At 34.5% G+C, this 19,965-nt stretch carries 22 protein-coding genes; 5 read left to right on the forward strand and 17 right to left on the reverse strand.

The window, feature by feature from the left end; translation table 11 throughout:
- Window positions 1-29 precede the first annotated feature (29 nt).
- Genes G551_RS0114580 through G551_RS0114600 form a run of 5 tightly spaced genes read right to left on the reverse strand, consistent with a single transcriptional unit; the run spans window position 30 to window position 5,226 of the window.
- On the reverse strand, window positions 30-1,391 hold the full coding sequence (locus G551_RS0114580) for an exonuclease domain-containing protein (RefSeq protein ID WP_027886247.1): 1,362 nt from the start codon (window positions 1,389-1,391) through the stop codon (window positions 30-32).
- 12 nt (window positions 1,392-1,403) lie between these two features.
- A complete protein-coding gene (locus G551_RS0114585) occupies window positions 1,404-2,066 on the reverse strand; it encodes a YggS family pyridoxal phosphate-dependent enzyme (RefSeq protein WP_027886248.1) in 663 nt (220 codons plus the stop codon).
- Window positions 2,067-2,091: 25 nt separating this feature from the next.
- Window positions 2,092-3,333, reverse strand: coding sequence for a DUF1015 domain-containing protein (locus G551_RS0114590; RefSeq protein WP_027886249.1), 1,242 nt, complete (start codon window positions 3,331-3,333; stop codon window positions 2,092-2,094).
- Window positions 3,334-3,341: 8 nt separating this feature from the next.
- Complete coding sequence (locus G551_RS0114595; RefSeq protein ID WP_027886250.1) at window positions 3,342-4,232, reverse strand: 3-hydroxyacyl-CoA dehydrogenase family protein; 891 nt, start codon at window positions 4,230-4,232, stop codon at window positions 3,342-3,344.
- 28 nt (window positions 4,233-4,260) lie between these two features.
- Window positions 4,261-5,226, reverse strand: coding sequence for a Gfo/Idh/MocA family protein (locus tag G551_RS0114600; protein WP_027886251.1), 966 nt, complete (start codon window positions 5,224-5,226; stop codon window positions 4,261-4,263).
- 158 nt (window positions 5,227-5,384) lie between these two features.
- Between G551_RS0114600 and G551_RS0114605 the strand changes: the two genes are divergently transcribed.
- Together G551_RS0114605 and G551_RS0114610 are read left to right on the forward strand one after the other, a co-directional pair.
- Window positions 5,385-6,026, forward strand: a complete 642-nt coding sequence (locus tag G551_RS0114605; RefSeq protein ID WP_027886252.1) for a protein-L-isoaspartate(D-aspartate) O-methyltransferase — start codon at window positions 5,385-5,387, stop codon at window positions 6,024-6,026.
- Window positions 6,027-6,111: 85 nt separating this feature from the next.
- On the forward strand, window positions 6,112-6,663 hold the full coding sequence (locus G551_RS0114610) for a porin family protein (RefSeq protein WP_027886253.1): 552 nt from the start codon (window positions 6,112-6,114) through the stop codon (window positions 6,661-6,663).
- Between the two features lie 55 nt (window positions 6,664-6,718).
- On the opposite strand, the gene G551_RS0114615 is transcribed toward G551_RS0114610, so the two are convergent.
- From G551_RS0114615 to smpB, 3 genes are all read right to left on the reverse strand, one after another.
- Window positions 6,719-7,420 (reverse strand): acetolactate decarboxylase, encoded by a 702-nt coding sequence (locus G551_RS0114615; RefSeq protein WP_027886254.1) that lies wholly within the window; start codon window positions 7,418-7,420, stop codon window positions 6,719-6,721.
- Window positions 7,421-7,482: 62 nt separating this feature from the next.
- On the reverse strand, window positions 7,483-9,939 hold the full coding sequence (locus G551_RS0114620; RefSeq protein WP_229797326.1) for a DUF5686 and carboxypeptidase regulatory-like domain-containing protein: 2,457 nt from the start codon (window positions 9,937-9,939) through the stop codon (window positions 7,483-7,485).
- A gap of 17 nt (window positions 9,940-9,956) precedes the next feature.
- Window positions 9,957-10,415 (reverse strand): SsrA-binding protein SmpB, encoded by a 459-nt coding sequence (smpB, locus tag G551_RS0114625; protein ID WP_027886256.1) that lies wholly within the window; start codon window positions 10,413-10,415, stop codon window positions 9,957-9,959.
- Window positions 10,416-10,590: 175 nt separating this feature from the next.
- Here smpB and G551_RS0114630 point away from each other — a divergent pair, with 175 nt between their 5' ends.
- Entirely contained in the window at window positions 10,591-11,412 is an 822-nt protein-coding gene (locus G551_RS0114630) for a DUF6503 family protein (RefSeq protein ID WP_027886257.1), read from the forward strand.
- A 16-nt stretch (window positions 11,413-11,428) separates the two neighbouring features.
- Here G551_RS0114630 and G551_RS0114635 read toward each other — a convergent pair whose 3' ends face one another.
- Together G551_RS0114635 and G551_RS0114640 are read right to left on the reverse strand one after the other, a co-directional pair.
- Complete coding sequence (locus G551_RS0114635) at window positions 11,429-12,010, reverse strand: SixA phosphatase family protein (protein WP_084626433.1); 582 nt, start codon at window positions 12,008-12,010, stop codon at window positions 11,429-11,431.
- A 153-nt stretch (window positions 12,011-12,163) separates the two neighbouring features.
- Window positions 12,164-13,321 carry an esterase-like activity of phytase family protein gene (locus tag G551_RS0114640; protein WP_084626435.1) on the reverse strand — a complete coding sequence of 386 codons (1,158 nt, stop codon included), beginning with the start codon at window positions 13,319-13,321 and terminating at the stop codon, window positions 12,164-12,166.
- A gap of 58 nt (window positions 13,322-13,379) precedes the next feature.
- Here G551_RS0114640 and G551_RS0114645 point away from each other — a divergent pair, with 58 nt between their 5' ends.
- Window positions 13,380-13,565 (forward strand): CsbD family protein, encoded by a 186-nt coding sequence (locus tag G551_RS0114645; protein WP_027886260.1) that lies wholly within the window; start codon window positions 13,380-13,382, stop codon window positions 13,563-13,565.
- A 65-nt stretch (window positions 13,566-13,630) separates the two neighbouring features.
- On the opposite strand, the gene G551_RS0114650 is transcribed toward G551_RS0114645, so the two are convergent.
- From G551_RS0114650 to G551_RS0114670, 5 genes are all read right to left on the reverse strand, one after another.
- Entirely contained in the window at window positions 13,631-15,148 is a 1,518-nt protein-coding gene (locus G551_RS0114650) for a hypothetical protein (protein WP_156876812.1), read from the reverse strand.
- Window positions 15,141-15,713 (reverse strand): hypothetical protein, encoded by a 573-nt coding sequence (locus G551_RS0114655; RefSeq protein WP_027886262.1) that lies wholly within the window; start codon window positions 15,711-15,713, stop codon window positions 15,141-15,143. Before G551_RS0114655 ends, G551_RS0114650 begins: the two co-directional genes overlap by 8 nt.
- Before the next feature lie 140 nt (window positions 15,714-15,853).
- Window positions 15,854-16,903, reverse strand: coding sequence for a peptidylprolyl isomerase (locus G551_RS0114660; RefSeq protein ID WP_027886263.1), 1,050 nt, complete (start codon window positions 16,901-16,903; stop codon window positions 15,854-15,856).
- Complete coding sequence (gene gldI / locus G551_RS0114665; protein ID WP_027886264.1) at window positions 16,900-17,475, reverse strand: gliding motility-associated peptidyl-prolyl isomerase GldI; 576 nt, start codon at window positions 17,473-17,475, stop codon at window positions 16,900-16,902. The genes G551_RS0114660 and gldI overlap by 4 nt, the downstream gene beginning before the upstream one ends.
- A complete protein-coding gene (locus G551_RS0114670; RefSeq protein WP_027886265.1) occupies window positions 17,465-18,487 on the reverse strand; it encodes a DHH family phosphoesterase in 1,023 nt (340 codons plus the stop codon). Before G551_RS0114670 ends, gldI begins: the two co-directional genes overlap by 11 nt.
- 125 nt (window positions 18,488-18,612) lie before the next feature.
- Between G551_RS0114670 and G551_RS0114675 the strand changes: the two genes are divergently transcribed.
- On the forward strand, window positions 18,613-19,032 hold the full coding sequence (locus tag G551_RS0114675; protein WP_027886266.1) for a nucleoside-diphosphate kinase: 420 nt from the start codon (window positions 18,613-18,615) through the stop codon (window positions 19,030-19,032).
- A gap of 221 nt (window positions 19,033-19,253) precedes the next feature.
- Here G551_RS0114675 and G551_RS0114680 read toward each other — a convergent pair whose 3' ends face one another.
- Window positions 19,254-19,547 (reverse strand): DUF721 domain-containing protein, encoded by a 294-nt coding sequence (locus G551_RS0114680; RefSeq protein ID WP_027886267.1) that lies wholly within the window; start codon window positions 19,545-19,547, stop codon window positions 19,254-19,256.
- A complete protein-coding gene (locus G551_RS0114685; RefSeq protein ID WP_027886268.1) occupies window positions 19,534-19,962 on the reverse strand; it encodes a lipocalin family protein in 429 nt (142 codons plus the stop codon). Before G551_RS0114685 ends, G551_RS0114680 begins: the two co-directional genes overlap by 14 nt.
- Window positions 19,963-19,965: the final 3 nt, after the last annotated feature.

Genomic DNA, 19,965 nt, shown 5'->3' on the forward strand with positions numbered 1-19,965 from the left:
TTATAAATTAGTTACAAATAAAATTATAATTAAAACTCTACAATTTTATAAGGTTTATTCTTGCGCAAGTAACTCTGAATAATATGCTGACTATCGCGATTGTTTTTCATAGGCGTGATTATATTTTTCACCATATCGATATTATTCATCTGAAAATTTAAGTTGAAATAACCCATTCCGCAGAATTTACCATCTTCAATAAGAATCACACTTTTTTCATCGACATCGCGACCACGATCGATCACAAGCATGTTTTTATTTTCATAAGAATATTTATCGATCACTTTTTGCGCACGTTCATTATAAGCTTCTGCAGATTCTTCTCCTACACAAGCGCCATAACATTCTTTAATACTGAAGTTGAAGCAACTGCCGCTGGTTTTATGCAAACCGGTATGCTTTTGGCAAAGTTCAAATTCGGTTACAATACGTTCCATCGTGCTTTTGGCCTGAGAAATATTGGTAAACGTGGTAATGTTTTCTTTATCTGGCGAAGCTTTGCCAATTCTAAATTGAATATACCCGTCTTTGTCTTTCGAGCGATACAAAGCATAATTAAAAATGTCTTTCTTTAACGCGCGATTATAAACCGGTTTATTTTTTTTGATTTCTTCATTTTCCTTCAGCAAGGCTAATAATTCATTTCCAGTATTTTCATAAGTTACCGTATAAACTTCTTTCTGAATTTTCTTCGATTTATGATTATCATTGGTGAAATGCTGATTAATACGTTTTTTAATGTTCTTGCTTTTACCAATATAAATCACATCGCCCGCTTCATTATGCATATAGTAAACCCCGGTCGAAGAAGGTAACTCATCAATAATCTGAATAAGCTTTGTATCTAAATTATTTTTCGGGTTGCTACGTACCGAACGCTTAATAATTTCTTTTTGAGAGTCTTTTTGCAGTAGTAATTTAAAGAGTTTTACCGTTGCCAAAGCATCGCCACTCGCACGGTGACGATCGGTTAGCGGAATGCCTAAATTTTTAACCAATTTGCCTAAACTGTACGAAGGCATGTTAGGAATTAGTTTTTTAGAAAGCTCGACCGTGCAAATAGATTGTCGCTGAAATTCGTAACCCAAACGTCTGAACTCCAAACGCATAATGCGATAGTCAAATTTGGCGTTGTGGGCAACAATGGTACAATCGGTCGTGATTTCTACAATGCGCTTGGCAACCTCATAAAACTTCGGTGCGTTGCGCAACATTTCATTATTAATTCCTGTTAAATTCACCACGAAAGGCTGGATAGGACGTTCAGGATTTACCAAACTTATAAATTGATCGACCACCTCGTGACCATCAAATTTATAGATGGCAATTTCTGTAACTCCTTCTTCGTTATACTTTCCGCCGGTGGTTTCTATATCTACAATTGCGTACAAAAAATATCTCCTCTAATTATAATTTCTGGCTCCAAAAATAGAGCTTCCTATTCTTACCATATTGCTGCCGTTTTTTACAGCAATAGGATAATCACCACTCATTCCCATCGATAAAATTTTAAAATCGGGGTTTTGAGCGGCAACTTCATCATATTTCTTTTTTAAGAAAGCAAATTCTTGATCAATTTGGCTTTCGTCGTCGGTTAAGGTCGCCATTCCCATTAAACCAACAATTTTTACGTTTTTCATGGCTTGATAAGCTTCTGAAGCTAAAATTTTATCTACTTCTTCAGCATCCATTCCGTATTTGGTGTCTTCTTCAGCAATCTTCACTTGCAATAAACATTCGATCACACGATCGTGTTCTTGAGCTCGTTTATTAATTTCTTTCAGCAATTTTAATTTATGTACCGCGTGAATCAAATGCACGTACGATGCCATATACTTTACTTTATTGCTTTGCACGTGACCAATCATATGCCACTCGATATCTTTAGGAAGTGCTTCGTGTTTATCGGTCATTTCCTGTATTTTATTTTCACCAAATACGCGTTGTCCTGCTTCGTAAGCTGCTAACAGGTCTTCGTTAGGTTTGGTTTTAGAAACTGCAACCAAGCAAACTTCTTCTGGAAGTTCTTCTCGATATTTGGTGATGTTTTCTTTTATGCTAGCCATTTTTTATTGAATTCTTTTTTCTGAATTATTGAAACTCATAAATCGTAACACCGCTTCGTAATTTGGGTTGAATGTAGGTCGATTTTGGAGGCATGGTTAAACCTTCATCTGCAATTTGCTTCATCTCTTCTACATTTACCGGCAACATCCCGAAACCAATTTCAAAAGCTCCTTCATCTACTTTTCCTTTTACGTAAGCCATTCCATTTTTACCGTGAGAATAATCGATGCGCTTATCGTTTCGTAAATCTTCAATACCTAAAATAGGATTTAAAATAGTCTCGTACAAGATTTTTGCGTCGAGTTTAGAAGTGGCATCTTTAAAATTATACTCTGATTTTCGAAGCTGAAGTGAATAAAATTCACCTTCTAAATACATACTGAATTGATGCTTCTTTTTAGGTCGAAAATATTCTAACCCGCGATTTTCAATTCTGAATTTTGCATCTAACTGAATAAGAAATTCTTCTTTAGAAAGTCCGTTAAGATCGGTTACCAAACGGTTAAACTCGTGAATGCGCAATTCTTTTTCAGGAATAATATACGTCATAAAAAAATTATAAGCTTCTTTTCCTGTATGTTTTGGATTTTGATTTTTTAATTCTTCACCCAATAAAAATGAAGAAGCCGAACGATGATGACCGTCGGCAATATACAAGCATTCCATCGCCGAAAATTCTTGCTGAATGCTTTTAATCTTAGCTTCATCTTCTAATAACCATAAATAATGCGTATCGCGATAAGTGGTGGTGAATTCAAATTCTGCTCGGGTTTTTGTAATTTCTGAAATAATTTCAGCTAACACCGAGTTTTCAGGATGGGTGAGCAACACCGGTTCTGCATTAAAACCGACCGTTTTTAAATAATCCTTAAAGGTTTCTTCTCGAAAAGAAATCGTGTCTTCATGACGTTTAATGCAATCACTTTTATAATCTTCAACACTTGCCGAAGCGATAATGCCTGTAAACTGTTCACCTTCACGATTAATAATGCGGTAAATGTAATAGTAAGGTTTTGGGTCTTGAATAAAAATATCGTCTTCTTTAAACTCTTGGTAGCGGTTTCTAACCAATTGAAAACGCTCTGGTCCCGAAATTTCTTTATGGTATTTATAACCGGGATTTACAATATGTAAAAACGAAAACGGATTGTTATCTAAACGAGCTTCCCTTTCGGCCTGTGTATAACTTTGGTAAGAGCGTGATGCGATTAAACTCACTTTATCACGCGTAGGTCGTACAGCTCGAAAGGGAAGTATGTTGGGCATAAATTTGCTTAAGCTTTAAATTGTGCAGATACATTTTCTGCTTTTCTACTTTCTGAATAGTCGTAAAAACCTTCTCCAGATTTCACACCTAATTTACCGGCTCTTACCATATTTACTAATAATGGGCAAGGAGCGTATTTCGGATTTTTAAAGCCGTCGTACATTACTTCTAAAATTGAGTGACAAACGTCTAAACCAATAAAATCTGCTAATTGTAAAGGTCCCATTGGGTGCGCCATTCCCAACTTCATCACCGTGTCGATTTCCTGCACACCGGCAACACCATTGTAAAGCGTTTCAATAGCTTCGTTGATCATTGGCATTAAAATACGATTAGCCACAAAACCTGGGTAATCATTTACCTCGGTAGGAACTTTATTGAGTTTAGTTGAAAGTTCCATAATCGTGTTGGTCACTTCGTCTGTGGTGTTGTAACCTCTAATAATTTCGACCAATTTCATAATCGGTACCGGATTCATAAAATGCATCCCGATCACTTGCTTAGGTCTTTTAGTTACTGAAGCAATTTTGGTAATCGAAATAGAACTGGTATTTGAAGCTAAAATTGTATTTTCTGGGCAAACTTCATCTAAAGTTCTAAAAATATCGAGTTTAATTTTTTCGTTTTCGGTAGCAGCTTCCACCACAAGATCTGCGTTTTTTACGCCTTCTTCTAAGGAAGTGAATTGAGAAATATTGGCTAAGGTTTGTTGTTTATCTTCTTCAGAAATTTTCTCTTTGGCAAGCATACGATCTAAATTTTTGGTGATCGTAGCGATTCCTTTTTTTAGACTTGCTTCAGAAATATCGATTAGATTTACTTGGTAACCAAACTGGGCGAATGTATGTGCGATACCATTTCCCATCGTTCCGGCTCCGATAACTGCTATATTTTTCATGTTCAATTTATTTATGATTGTTCATTTTTTATTTATCAAAACTATCGATCACCATTTTGGCTACACGAAGTGCTTCTGTACCTTGTTCTAAAGTAACAATTGGTGTGGTGTTATTATTGATAGCGTCTGCAAAAGTTTCTAATTCATCTAAAATGGCGTTGTTTTCATCTACTTCAGGATTGTCGAAATAGATCTGTTTTTTTACACCTTCTGCATTTTGAAGAATCATCGCAAATTCATCGGGTTGTTGCGGTGCGTCTTTCATTTTTACCACTTCACATTTCTTCTCTAAAAAGTCTACAGAAATATAAGCATCCCGCTGAAAGAACCTTGATTTGCGCATGTTTTTCAGTGAAATTCTGCTGGCAGTAAGATTAGCCACACAACCATTTTCAAACTCAATACGAGCATTGGCAATATCTGGCGTATCACTAATTACAGAAACTCCACTGGCATTTACTTTCTTCACTTTCGATTTTACCACGCTTAAAATTGCGTCGATATCGTGGATCATGAGATCTAAAACCACAGGAACATCGGTACCACGCGGATTGAATTCTGCCAAGCGATGCGCTTCAATAAACATCGGATGATCGATCTTGTCGTTCACTGCCTGAAAAGCCGGATTAAAACGTTCTACGTGACCAACTTGACCTTTTACACCTTTGGCCTTTGCCATTTTGGTAATTTGTTCGGCTTCTTCAATCGTATTAGTAATGGGTTTTTCAACAAAAAAATGTTTGCCTGCTTCAACCGCTTTTATAGCAGTATTGTAGTGAGAAAGGGTAGGAGTTACAATATCGATCACATCTACTTCTTGTAGTAAAGCGTCGATGGTTTTAAAATTTTTGTAATTAAACTCTTCAGCTACTTCTTCTGCATATTTTTCATTAGCATCATAAAAACCTACGAGTTCATATTTTTCAGATTGATTTAATAAACGCAAATGTATTTTACCTAAATGGCCTGCGCCTAAAACTCCTACTTTCAGCATATTTGTTAAATGTTTTACACAAAAATACTATTTCTTTTAGGAATTATAGAAGCAAATTAATGAAATGAACTTTTAAATTGTTAATTATTGAAAGCTGAAAAAAATCAATTTCAAGTTGGTATTTTTTATTTTTGCAGGCCTATAAAACCTAATCACTTTTGAAAGATACATTTAGACATCAAGGAAAACGTAAACAACTCGTAGAAATAGTAAAAGCCAAAGGCGTAAGTGATGAAGGTGTTTTAGCTGCTATCGCTAAAATACCACGCCATTTATTTATGGATAGCTCTTTTGAAGATCATGCTTACCAAGATAAGGCTTTCCCGATCGCGGCAGAACAAACTATTTCACAACCCTTTACCGTTGCTTTTCAGTCTGAATTATTACAAGTGCAACCCGGCGAAAAAATTCTGGAAATTGGAACCGGTAGTGGTTATCAAACGGCGGTATTGTGTGAGTTAGGCGCAAAAGTTTATTCTATTGAGCGGCAACAAGAATTATATGTGAAAACTAAACGCTTTCTTACTCAGATTGGTTACCGACCAAAATATCTAAATTTTGGCGATGGTTATAAAGGTTTACCCACTTACGCACCATTTGATAAAATTATTGTTACCGCCGGAGCACCTTTTGTTCCTAACCCATTATTGGCACAACTAAAAGTTGGTGGACGTTTAGTAATTCCTGTAGGTGACGACCCGCAAATTATGACGCTTTTTATTAGAAAATCTGCCAAAGAGTTTGAAAAGAAAGAATTTGGAGAGTTTCGATTTGTACCCATGTTAGAAGATAAAAATTAGCATTTATCACTTTTAATTTAAGACTTCCCTAAGATTTTAGCGTTGGCATCTTAGCTACTTTTGGTACAAAGAAAAATTAACAATGATGAAAAAACTTTTAGTATTAGTAATGGCGCTGGGTATGTTTGGTATTTCACAAGCTCAGGAATTTGATGTAGGGATAAAAGCCGGGGTAAACTTTTCTCAATTTCAAGATGCTAAGAATTTTGACTCCGATAGTAGAACAGGCTTATTAGCCGGAGCTTTTGTGGGAGTTAAATTTAGTGATCGTTTTGCGATACAACCAGAAATTTTATACTCACAACAAGGTGGCGATTCAGATTTTGGAGATTATCATATCGATTATGTGAATGTACCGGTAATTTTTAAATTCTATTTAATTAGTGATGTGTTGAATGTGCAAGCAGGTCCGCAATTTGGTTTTGTTGCCAACGACGATTTTCCTGAATTTGAAGCGATCGAAGAGCAAGTTGAAGCAGAAAGTTTCGATATATCTGCTGCCGTTGGTGCAGGTTTAGATTTGCCTTTTGGTTTACGTGTAGATGCACGTTACAATTTTGGTTTTACAGAAACTATCGAAAATACAGATGCGAAAAACGGTGTGTTTTCACTAGCTTTAGGTTATTCTTTTTTATAAGAATTTCTAAGATAAAAATATTCAAAAAGCCTTTTGTGAATTACAAGAGGCTTTTTTATTTCTCAATATATAATTTTAGTTGATTAAATTGAGCTGCATCTAAATGTCCCATTTTCTTTTCATCGCTTGTTATTAAATGCATATGCGCAAAAGAATCGTGATGCGTAAAAATACCTTGATGCTTTCTAGAAAAGAAACCAATAATTTCTACTTCTTCATTTTCTAAATCGTAGGTTACCTGACCTTGATGTGCTTCTTTAGGAGAAGAAACTTTTGTGCCTTTAGCTAAATTTTGAATATGAATTTTAGCAGCATCAACCATTCCTTTCAGTTTAAAAATAAAAGGTTTTTTGGCATCTGCTTTGGTTTCGTCAATAAACTTTTCAAGTGTGTTTAGATCGTTAACTTTTTTTGGGAGTGCAATTTCTTGCCAGTTCGTGACATTTCCGTAGACAAAAAAAGGAGCTTCAACTTGCTTGTTTTTTTCAACGATCATCGTAGAGTCTGAAGTTACTTTTGAAGTATAAACCGTTCCGTCGTTAATTAGAATTTCACCGGTCAATCCGCTTACTGGTCCTAAACCGAATAATCCCATTTTATCTGAAATCGTATCTAAATTTATTTTTCCTTGTAATTCGCCTTTCCACATCACATCTTTCATCGCTGCAACAGTTTTGATGGTTGAAGTTGAATTTTCTTTTTGATTACAGCTTACTAGTGAAATAACTGCGAAAACTAAGCAATAGAAGTTTTTCATAAAAAAGTGTCAGGCTAATTTTATTTAACCTGACATCAAATATAAATTAATATTTTAAAAATTTACATTCCGATACTTAAGCCAAACATCACGCCGCTATCTTGCCAGCCGCCTTGATAAGCTTTTACGTAATCTACGCGTAAAATTCTGTATTTACCAAAACCAATGTTACTAATCCCAACAGAATATTCAGAATAAGGTTTGTTTCCGGTTGTCCATAAAGAATTGACTCCAATTACTGTATTAAAATTAAGCGATCTGAGTAACGGAATTTTCCCTAGTAGATAACCTTTAAAATTATGCTCTGCGTGCAACTCACCATAAGTATCGTTCGCGCTATAGCCGTAATAGGGCAGAAGGTTGAATTGATTGATGCTCGGGTCTAATTTTACGTGAGTTAGGTTGCCATTAAAATGTTGATGATCGACCAACGAAATATTTTCACCATTTAAAAATTTACCTCCTTTTAAACTGTATTCAAAATCTCCTTTATTCTGAAGGCTCACTCGTTGGTTGGCCATAACTTTAAAGTGGTCAAAATTATAATCGTCAACAGTTGCAGCAAAGCCTTTTTCGTAGCTGAAGTAAAGCGTAGGATAATCAGAATTTGTTACGTTGTATTTGCCATCGGGATAATTGTAGTATTTCTGGTCGAAATTAATTCTTCCGGTGATCCCAATTTTAGCAATGTTATGATCTTCAAACGGAGTAGAATCAAAATCGTTAGGTGCCAGCGGATTGTTGGCGGTAAATTCATCTTCATCTTCAATAATTTCAGGATCATCAAACAAAGCGCTTCGACGCTCAAAAGAAGCATTGGCATATAACCTAAAACCGTTAAAAATTTCTTCTGAATAGCGTGCTTCTACAAATGTACGATCGTAAATTTTTAAGTAATTTTTGTCGAATAAAATAGAAGCTACAGAACTCACCAAGGTTGAAATAGGTTCGGTATCGTTAATTTGTTTTGCTTCAATCCCACCATTTAAAGTGAAATAAGGTTTCGATTTATTGTTGAATTTTTTAATAAAACCACCTTTTACACGTAAACGATCGTCTGCTAAACCATAATTAGCTGAAGCATTTAAACCCCAATATTTATTGTAATCTTCTTCCCATTTGGTGAAATTGGCGTTTACCGTGGTGTTCCAACCTTGTACCGTGTTGTAACGAATACCTTCTATAGGTCCGCTAATATTCCAAGAATATTGTTTGAAAGAATTTCTGTAGCTATAACCAAAAAGCGGATCGGTAATTTTAAACTTGTTTCGAACCTGATCGACAGAATCTTTATAAACGCGCGAGTTTTTACGCTCTTGTATACTGTCTTTTCTAATGTAATCATCAACTTCTTCTGTAGTTAACGGGATCGGTCTAATTTTTTCCCAATACATCGAGTCTTTTTCGTTAGCATTTTCAGCAAAACTTAAAATCTCATTGCTGAAGTCTTCCCTCGTAAATTGCGGATTAAAATCGTAATCGCTATACACAGCAGAAAAACGACCGTTCCCACCAATCCCAAAAATTTTCCAGGTGAATTCTACGGTTTGCGAAAGCTTCACCCAAAGTTCATCTTTTTCTGAATAGGTGAAATTTTGTTTGAAAACTAGTGTTTCAATCGGAGTGATTTGTGTAGATTCTCCGGTGGTTGTTAACTCGATCCCGTAAATTTCCCAAGAATCTTCCAGAATATAAATGGTTCCAGAAAAAACACGGTCTTTAGGTCGTTTGGGGATCACTTTTATTTTATTCACCAAGTTGCCCAGATCGTCGTAAAAAATACCTTCTAATTTGTAGTCGTAATAATTAAACGCATAATCGGCGATAGGGGAAACGAGTTCAGCATTTAGTTCGATCGTATTGTTATAGAAAGTAAAATCTGCATCTTGCGCGCTGTTTAAGCTAAAACCATTGTCGTCGCCACTTACTTTAGAAGCGATAATTTTCTCGTGAAAATCGTCTGGAGCTTTAAATTTTATTTTCGATTTTGTTTCAGAAAGATAAACGATTCCGCTTCTAGTAGAATCGAGTCCGCCACCAAGATCACCCACTTCTTGTCCAAGAATTTTTTCCGGAGCATTTTCAATTTTCCAAATTCCGCGCGAGTAGAAATCGGCTGTGTAAGCTTCAACTTTGGCCAGGTTTTTCTTTCGGTTAGCGATCGCTTTACGTATCACACGATCGGCAGGATTTTCATCAGAATTAATTACTACTTCCTCTAAACTGGTCGATTCTTCAGCCAGACTAACGTTTATCGTATATGGGAAAGATTGAATGTTTGCTTGTTTCTTTTGCGTTTTATAACCTAAAAATTGGTAAACGATCGTATAATCTCCCGGTTGGCTAATTTCTAATTCGTAATTACCTTCTTGGTTAGAGGTAGTTCCTGTAAAACTATTTTCAAGGTAAATATTTACGTAAGGTAATTTTTCACCTTTGGTATCGGTAATTTCACCTACCACTTGGGCAGAAACCACCCCAGAAAGTAACAAGAGTGTTAGCAGTAAAAGTCTTTTCAAAATGTTGTTGGTTCAAATTAGTTATAATCTTTTTTGATACGGTCTAGACGACGTTTGTTTTCACGATCTTTTATCGTTTCACGTTTATCGTGCGTCTTTTTACCTTTACAAAGAGCTATTGCTAATTTGGCCAAGCCACGATCATTAATAAATAATCGAAGCGGTATAATGGTTAAACCCGATTGATTGATTTGCTTTTCGAGTTTACGAAGTTCTTGCTTGTTGAGTAATAATTTACGCTCACTTTTAGGATTATGGTTAAAGTGTGTAGCGTGAGAATACTCATCGACGTGCATATTGATCACGTACAATTCTCCTCGGTGAAACTCACAAAAACTCTCGGCAATACCGGCTTTGCCTTCGCGAATGGCTTTAATTTCTGTACCGGCTAATTTTATACCTGCTACGTATTTATCAAGTATTTCGTATTGAAATTTAGCCTTCCTATTTTTTATGTTGATGTTGTTCTTTTGCATAGTAAACGCTAAAATAGTAAGCTTTTTTCAATTTAGAATAACTCTTCTGTATTATAGGACTTCTTTAAGAAATAAATGTTACAAAATAGTAAAGAAGATGCTTAAGTTTTTGGTTAAACTCTATCGATAAATTTATGGTTTGCCTACATTTGCGATAAGATTAATAAAATATACAATGAAAAAAATAATTACGCTTCTTCTGTTAATAGTTACCCTAATCGCTTGTAAAAACGACCCGAAACCTGAAAAGGTTGAAGCACAAGAAGAAAAAAGTAATAAAATGCCACCACCTCAAGATGGCGGAAAAGGAGTAGAAATTATGAATACCGTTATCGATTCTGCCGGCGGAAATCGATATGAAACGGCCACCATCGAATTTAGATTTAGAGATGCTATTTATAAAAGTACTCGTAACTGCGGAATGTTTGAGCTAAGCCGAAAAAAACAAGACAGTAGTGGTAACGAAACTTTAGGAACCGTAAACAACATTGGTTTTACCTATTATAAAAATGGAGAAGAAGAAATTCTTGCCGATACTACCGCTAATAATTATAAAAATTCGATCAACTCGGTACATTATTTTGTGCAACTACCATTTGGGTTGAATGATCCTGCGGTACGTAAAGAATTAGTTGCTGAAGATTCTATACAAGGGAAAGCCTATTACGAAATTCAGGTGAATTTTGCGCAAGAAGGTGGCGGCGAAGATTTTGAAGATACCTATATGTATTGGGTAAATAAAGATTCTTACACGGTAGATTATTTAGCGTATTCATATCACGTAAATGGTGGCGGAATGCGTTTTAGAGAAGCCATCAACCCAAGAGTTCTTGAAGGTATTCGTTTTGTAGATTATAAAAATTATGCTCCGCAAGAAAATGCTTCTCCGGCTTTACAAGATTTAGACGATTTATTTGAAAAAAATGAATTAGAGTTATTTTCAACCATCGAAAATAAAGATATCAAGGTGGAAGTCTTAGAGCGTAACTGCGCTTAACTTTGAAGTTGAATATTTACTCCTGATTATCTTCTTCCGGTAGTGGGAATTTTTTAACCTGGCTGGTTTTCTTTCCGTCAGGATAAATCGTTACAGTGTATAATTCAGAATTTTCATCGTCGGCAATGCGTTGGTATTTGTTTTTCCCTAAAACTTTATTTACGAATTGCGGAGTCGTATCTTGATGCCCCACAATAAAAACTCGCTTTCCGTTGGTTTTCTGCTGAAAGTCTTTACTGTAAAGATGATTGGCTTTGTAGAGTTCTATTTTAACTTCAGCTTCTTCAGCCGTAGGTCTTGCAGTTTCTATGGTGCGCTGATAGTTGGTGCTAAATACCAAGTCGATATTTTTATCTTTTAAAACTTCTGCCCAAAAATTAGCACGATGCATTCCTACCGGTAATAAATGCGGATCGTTCGTATCTGCTTCACGATCTTTTTCAGCGTGTCTTACAAAGTAATAAATGGTAGTATCTTTAGGTTTAAAATTGGTTTCTGCTTCGCTAATGGCCATTTTTTCTTCCTTTTCTTTTTCTTGTTGTTGCTCTTTACAACTAAACATACAAAATGTGATTAGCAGTAGTGATAGGTATTTCATTTTTTCAAGGTTTAATAATTATTTATCCGCGATTATATTTTTGAGTCATTCCAGACTTGATCCGGAATCTTATAGCGATTCATTACGAATATTTAATTTAGTCATTTAAAAGTAAACATTCCCGGTTAACTTTATATAAAAGGAAAACTTAAATTATGGCATAACGAGTTCTAGCCAAATTACCTGATTGATCTGTTGGGCAAAACTATTAAAGTTATTGTCGGAGATCACAAAAATACTAGCGTTGCCATTAAGTAATTTTGGTCCAAAACATATCCCTTCAATATTATCGATGCGTTGTTGTTGAAGTTGTTTTCGAATTTGCTTAAAGTTGAAAATTAATTCTTTGGTTGCCGGGATAATCTCTTTTTTCATTTTTCCCTTTAATTGTTCGATGGCTAAGGTGTTGCTGGCATTAGTGGCATCGGCTTTAAAAAGTAAAACAGAATTGGCTCGTTTACCTCTACCTGCTGAAAAGGCACGTTCTAAAACTAAAAACTGTTTAGGAGCAATCTCTAAAATATCGGTCACTCCATTAATTGAAAAAGGTAAATAAGGAATTTTTTGAATAGGTTCTAATAGATATGAAAATTGAAATTCTGCCTCATTCGCTTCATTAAAATACGTAAATCTTACAGGAGATTTAGTGCGGTATAATTTGGGTTGAGGTCCGTCTTCAGTTAAAGGCAATTCTGTTGCAGTCCAAATTCCGTGTTTGTTAATCGCGTGAGATAAACCTTCAAAAACACCGTTATGTCTCGGGTGTTGATCGCCTTCCGCAGAAAAATAGGAGGGAAGTTGATAATGCGATTGGTAATTTCCTTCAGCATCTATACTAAATATGGTAGGATTTTTTTCATTTTTAATAGAACCTTCGCTACTTAATATAAACTGGTTCTTTTCAGCATTATAAAGAATCGACTCCAGATCGAATCTATTATTTTTAATAAATGCTGAAGTATTTTGAAGCTCGATTTGCTTTTCAAAAACTATGGTGTCGATTTGTTGAAGAGAAGTTTTAATGTTAATTTGATAAAATCGAGGGGAAGAAGGAGCGTCGCAAACCACGTAAAAGTTTTCACCGTCAAAATCGATTCCACTTAATCCGCCAATTTCTTCATCTCCCATAAATTGTTCTGCCGGAATTATATAATCGTCTAAAAAAATCACCTGAATTGAAGCTGATTTTTTAGCTTTTCCCGCTCCGCAACTGATAAACGTAAAACTGACGATTATTAAAAAATAATATCGAAATTTATTTAAATAAGAAAATAACAAAGCCTTAAGAATAAAATGGGATTTCTTTAGCATAGCTCGAGGGTTTTTAGCGGTAAATTTAATCATTGTTAAACAACTAAAACTAAAAGCTATGAATAAGATGGAATTAGAAGGAAAATGGAAACAAGTAAAAGGAAAATTTAAACAGAAGTATGGTAAAGTAACCGATGATGATGTAACCTACTCTGAAGGTAAATTTGATGAAATGCTTGGACGTTTACAGGAGAAAACCGGTAAATCTAAAGAAGAGCTTAAGAAAGAGATTGAAACTCTATAAAACAGCTTAAAAAAATTGTTATGAAAAAAGAAAACCCTCATCGATCGATGAGGGTTTTTTAGTTTCTATAGTTTTAAATAACCGTATTTAAATTGACTATTACTTTTAGCTCTTAAAATGTAAGTATTGTCATTAACTGGTATTAAAATGCTGGTGTTTAACTCAAAATCTTCATCATATTTCACACCAATACCCGCTGAAATTATTGCTTCTTTACTAAGCTCTTCCCCAGTTGTAGAAAATATATGTCTAATAGGAAAGCGGCGGTTTCTTTTGTAGCCACGATCATTTCGAACTTCTCTGGTTTCGTTATAAAGTAAGTTAAGATTTCCGTTAGCAGTAAAAGCAAGTGTAGATAAGTATGCGCCGTTGTCGTTCTTGGTATCCGGTTCTTGAGTTTCAATTTTTTGATTCCACACTAACTCGCCGTTTTCTGTATCTAGATAACTAATTAGAAAACCATTGTTTAGGTAATTGTAATCGTATTCTATGTTCCCGGCAGCAATGTTAGTAGATTTAGATTTTTTCTCAACATAGCTTAAATCAGAAATCATCCAGGCATTTGTGTCTTCAATTATTATTTTATTGAAGGTTAAGTTAGAAACGATGTTTGTAAAGTCATTTCTTTGCATATAATCTAAAGATCCATCTGCTGCAAAGCGAGTTAATAATATTCCGCCTGCATAAGTACCAGAATGTCTACCATCCATATCTACTTTCATACCAATGGAGGTCGATTTTTCGTACTTAAGTAAACCAACAAATAGCATTTCATTATCGATGGCTTTCATTTTAAAATCGTAAATCTGGTAATTATCATCTTGTTTAAGAGAATAATTATTCATTTTATTACTGGCAGGATTCCAGTGATAAACCGATAGAAATGGTTTTTGCTTTTTTAAGTCAATTTTTTTTACAATAAATACTTCGCCGTTATTAGAAACAAAAATTTCTTGTTTTTTGTTACGGTCGTCGAGCAAATCGTATTCAAAAGTTGTTTCTTTTACTATTTTCTTATTTGCATCTAATAATAGAAGCTGAATTTTCTCTTTTTCTTTTTTATGAAAATATGTTTCTCCTAAAACAGCATAAAACTTTTTATTTTCACTTTGCGCGGTGTAGTAATGACCTTGGTTGAAAGAATTTTTAGCTTCTTGTTGAGTAATTTTTATAGGGTCGTTTTTCTCCCCAGAATCTATGTTCACATTATTCCAGAATAACTCTCTTTGTTTAAGATCGCGATTATATTCAGTATAAAAAAAAGTAAAGTCTGTTGCTTCTTGCTGATAAACGCTGTTAATGGTTAACATAGCAGAACCCATTGCAGGTTGCTTTACCGATAGGTCTAAGGATTCGATCTTTTTAAAATCTTGTAGCGAAAATTGATCGGCAGTTACTTCAAAATTAAATACTTCTAAATCATAATAAGAAGAAACTCGATACAGCTTATCTTCAACCACGTGGGTGATGGTTTTTTCAGTTTCATCGACGATACCAAAAGGGTAACCCCAATTAAATGTTTGTGCTTTTATGGCTAAATTAAAGCCGATAATGAGGCTGAATGTTAATATTATTTTATTCATTACAATTTGCATTAAATTCATCTACAATTGCCTCGAGTTTAAATAGGCCGTAACCTTTTTCTTTATTTCTTACTTTTTGGGCAAGCTCTTCATTACTTTTTACCATTTCAGCCATCTTTGAGGCAAACCCCATTATAAATTTCTGGGTTGAGATTGCTTTTTCATCATTTTTAAGAATTACTTCAGTCTCCCAAGCTCGATCTTCATTATTATACTTTCTATAGTAATATTGATTAAGGCAACCTTCTTTTTCTAGAATAAGAAATTTTTCATTTTTAAATGGGATGTCTTCGTACTTTACAGCGTGATAAGTAACATCTGCTACGTGGTAAGCTTTGATGTCTTTAGGTTTAAACTTTTCTTTTTTACCTCTTTTTTCAGCTTTAAATAAAACTTTTTCGTAGCGATCACTTTCATCTAAATATTGAATAAACCCTCTCTTTTCTTCACCATCATTCGTGATAATGTAACCTTCATAAAAATAATCAATGTTATATTCGGCATTTTGAGAAAAAGCAGATAAACTGCTGAAAACTAATAAACTTAGTAATAAAAAATTTTTCATTTTTTTTTCATTTTTAAGACCGCAAATAAAAGAACAAAAAGCTTATTTTTATAACCTAAAACGTTAATTTTTTAACAGAATTCAAATAAAAAGCCTTCGCAATTCGCGAAGGCTTTTTATTTGTTTGTCTTTGATATTGATTATTCTTCAATACTCAATAATTCAACATCAAAAATTAATATAGCATTAGGAGGAATAATTTGATAACCAGATTCTCCATAAGCTAAATGCGGAGGAATAATAAGTCTCGCTTTCTCTCCGGTTTTTAATAACATTAAACCTTCGTCCCAACCTGGGATTACTCTTCCCATTCCTACAGGTAATTCGATTGGTCGATCACGGTCTAAAGAAGAATCAAATTTCTTACCATCGGTAAACATTCCTGTATAATGTACTTTTACTTTTTGTCCTCTTTTAGGAGTTTCACCATCTTCATTGGTTTCGGTGATTTTGTAGCGTAAACCACTGTCAGTTTTTTCGTAACCTTCACTAAGGTTTTCTAACTCTTTTTCTAAGGCTGCTTTTTCTTCTTCTTTTTTCTGCTCTACTTTATCTAATTCTTGCTTAAATACCATTGGCGCATCAAACGATTTTGCATCGTCTCCTTTTCTAATGATGTTTACTTCTTGCATCACTACATCTTCAACCGGTTTATCACGCTGAGCAGTTTTTACGCTTCCTATAGAATCTACGATCTCTTGACCGCTAACGATTTCTCCAAAAACAGAATGTTTGTTATTTAAAAACGGAGTTTCTTTTAATGTAATAAAAAATTGACTTCCGTTGGTTCCCGGTCCTGCATTGGCCATCGATAAAATTCCTTTCGTGTCGTGTACTAAAGTATCATTAAATTCATCAGGGAATTTATAACCAGGACCGCCTTGTCCTGTTCCTTGCGGGTCACCACCTTGAATCATAAAATCTTTAATTACACGGTGAAATGTTAACCCGTTAAAGTATTTTTTACCTTTATACGTAGAGTCTACCATTTGGTTGTCTCCTTCTGCTAACGAAACGAAGTTAGCAACTGTAATTGGGGTTGCCTTGTAAAAAAGTTCAGCTACAAAAGTTCCTTTATTTGTTTTAAATTCTGCATAAATACCATCTTTTAATTCTGGGTATTTTTCTTTCTGGCACGCAAATGCACTAAAAGCAATTGCTAACACTAAAAGTAAAGTTTGTTTTTTCATGGTGTGTTTGAATTCTCGTTTTGATTTAAATTATCTTCTTCTATAATTTTATTTAAAGTAATGGTAGAACGTATGGGGACGTTTCTGCCAATTTTTTCTTGATCGCCATAATAACCAAAAGCTTTATAGGAAGGAAAAAGAAAGGTTAAGGTTTCTCCTTCTTTCATTAATTTTAAACCTTGGCGCAGGCCATTAAAAACATTTTCCTGATCTATTTTATACTCTCGAGTTCCAATTTCTTCTGTTGAATAAATCGAAGTTCCTTCTAAGGTAGAAATATCGTAATTGAAATTCACCAAATCTCCATAAACAGGTGAAATCGAATCTTGCGTAACTTTGGTGTTGTAGTAATACCAAAACCCATCGCTGGAAGAAATATAATTATGCGCCGTATCTTTTTGGATTATCTCCTGAATACGCTCTTCTTCTTTCGCAACTAATTTTTGATTTCTCTTTACAGATTCTCGTATAAAAGAACCGGAGTTTTGAGAAACCGGCTCTCGCGCTTCGGGTGTTTTGCAACCTACGAAAGCTAAAAGTGTAAGTATAGCGGTAAAAATTTTAAGCTTCATTTTTCAATTCATTTTCGTAATCTGCAAGAAGTTGCTCAAATTTTTGAGTGGTTTCTTTGAGGTTAAGATCGCTTTTTCCGCCGGCAGCATTAATGTGACCTCCACCTTCAAAATGCTTTCTTGCAAATTGGTTAACATCAAAATCTCCTTTAGAACGCAATGAAATTTTAATAATTTTATCTGCTTTATTTTCAATAAAAATAGCGGCAAAAATTATTCCTTTAATTCCGAGGCTATAATTTACAAAACCTTCAGTGTCACCTTTTTTAAAATTATGCTTATCGAGCTCTTCTTGAGAAAGTGTAATATAAGCCGTTTTATATTCAGAAAAAACTTTCATATTATTTAACGCCACACCTAAAAGTTGCATACGCTCGTAAGAACTGTTGTCGAAGGTATCTTGATGAATGTTAGCGTTTTTAGCACCTTTATCGATCAAATTTGCAATGACGCGATGCGTTTTACTGGTGGTTGAAGAAAACCTAAACGAGCCGGTATCTGTCATAATCCCTAAATACAACGCACTTGCAATTTCAGGAGAAATCTTATCGGTTTCATCGAGCATTTCAATGAAATTATACACCATTTCACACGTAGAAGAACAGCTTACATCACTATAGGTGAATTTTGCATAATCATCTGGTTGTTGGTGATGATCGATCATTACATAGGTGGTTTCAGTTTTTGCTAAAACTTCTTCCATCATTCCGGTGCGTGAAAAATGATTAAAATCTAAGGTGAAAATTACTTCAGCATCACTAATTAATTGTGTTGCTTTTTCAGTGTTCTTTTCAAAAATAAGTACATCTTCTTGACCGGGAACCCATTTTAAAAATTCAGGATATTCGTTAGGGGCAATCACAACGGCATCGTGTTGCTTACTTTTAAGAAAATTATAAAGCGCAACGGTAGAGCCAATCGCATCACCATCGGGGTTTTTATGCGGTACGATCACTATTTTTTTAGGACTTGCTAATAGTGATTTTAGGTCTTTAATTTCTGTTGAATTCATAGCTCACGAATATACAATTTATAATATTTCTGAATTTATTTTCAGAAGTTTGTTTATTAAAATGTTAGAAATTTAGGTATTGCGAAGGAAATCATTACTTTTGCACAAAATTTAAAAATACAATCATGGCAGGAAATAGAACTTTCACAATGATAAAGCCAGACGCGGTTGAAAACGGTCACATCGGAGCAATTTTAGAACAAATTACAGCTTCAGGCTTTAGAATTGTAGCAATGAAGTTAACGCAAATGACTACTAGAGATGCTGAAGAATTTTACTCAGTACACAAAGAGCGTCCGTTTTTTGGTGAATTAGTAGAATTTATGACTCGCGGACCTATTGTCGCGGCTATTCTTGAAAAAGACAATGCAGTTGAAGATTTTAGAACCCTAATTGGTGCTACTAATCCTGAAGAAGCTGCTGAAGGAACGATTAGAAAAAAATTCGCAACTTCTATTGGTGAAAACGCAGTTCACGGAAGTGATAGCGATGAAAATGCTAAAATCGAAGGAGATTTTCATTTTGCTGGTAGAGAGCAATTCTAAACCGCAAAACGCAATACAAAAAAAAGCTCGTTAGAAACCTAACGAGCTTTTTTGTTTTATAGAGTTGAATATTTTTATCATTTAGATTTGCGTCATTCCGAACTTGAACTAGAATCTCATAAAAATTTTAAAATTCAAACATTTGAGGATAAGAACCTGAATCAAGTTCAGGTTGACGATACATTCAATGACAGATTACAGGAAATCGTTCAAAGAAATTTTTACCGTAAAACTAATTTTTTTACCAGATCTTTCCCTAATTCTTCATTCATCATTTTAATGATTTTTTCTTTACCGTAACTCAGTTCTTCCCGTAAAACCGAAGAACTTAATTCGATATACAACGTGTCGTTATTCAACTGAATTGAGGTGGTGTATTTATTAATCGCCGGACCCATTTGCGCTTGCCAAACTTCTTTCACATTTACGCGATCCAGGCCTTTTTGTAATTTATTTTTATCGACAAAGTTTTTTAAAACATCACTTATCGATTGGTGTTCATCATTTCGTGCCATCTAAATATCCGTTAAAGCGTTGGTAAGTATAAATTATTTCTCGGTCGTTTTGTACCTGAAATTCATTTTCATCTAAACGAAGCAAAGTTTCCTGCCATTCGTCCATTGCTGTTTTGTAATGAAAGATCCATTGATCGTTTTCTTTGGTGATCGTAAAACTTTCAGCATCTTTTGTGGCTTTAAAATCGCCTTGTAAGCTTGGTTTTACTTTGGTTCGAATGCCTTTGTTGTTTTCAAATTCAATAAAATCTACTGTTTCGTTAAACTTAAAAACAGTTTCTTTTCCGTTTTTCTGTTTCACTTTTTTAATCTCCCAGTAACCATTTAATTGGTTTAAATCTTCTTTTTTAGTTTCTTGGCAACTCAAGCAAAAAGTAATGCTTAGTAAGAGGAATGCTAATTTTTTAAATTTCATCTT

The sequence above is a fragment of the Mesonia mobilis DSM 19841 genome (assembly GCF_000423405.1).
Lineage (GTDB): Bacteria > Bacteroidota > Bacteroidia > Flavobacteriales > Flavobacteriaceae > Mesonia > Mesonia mobilis.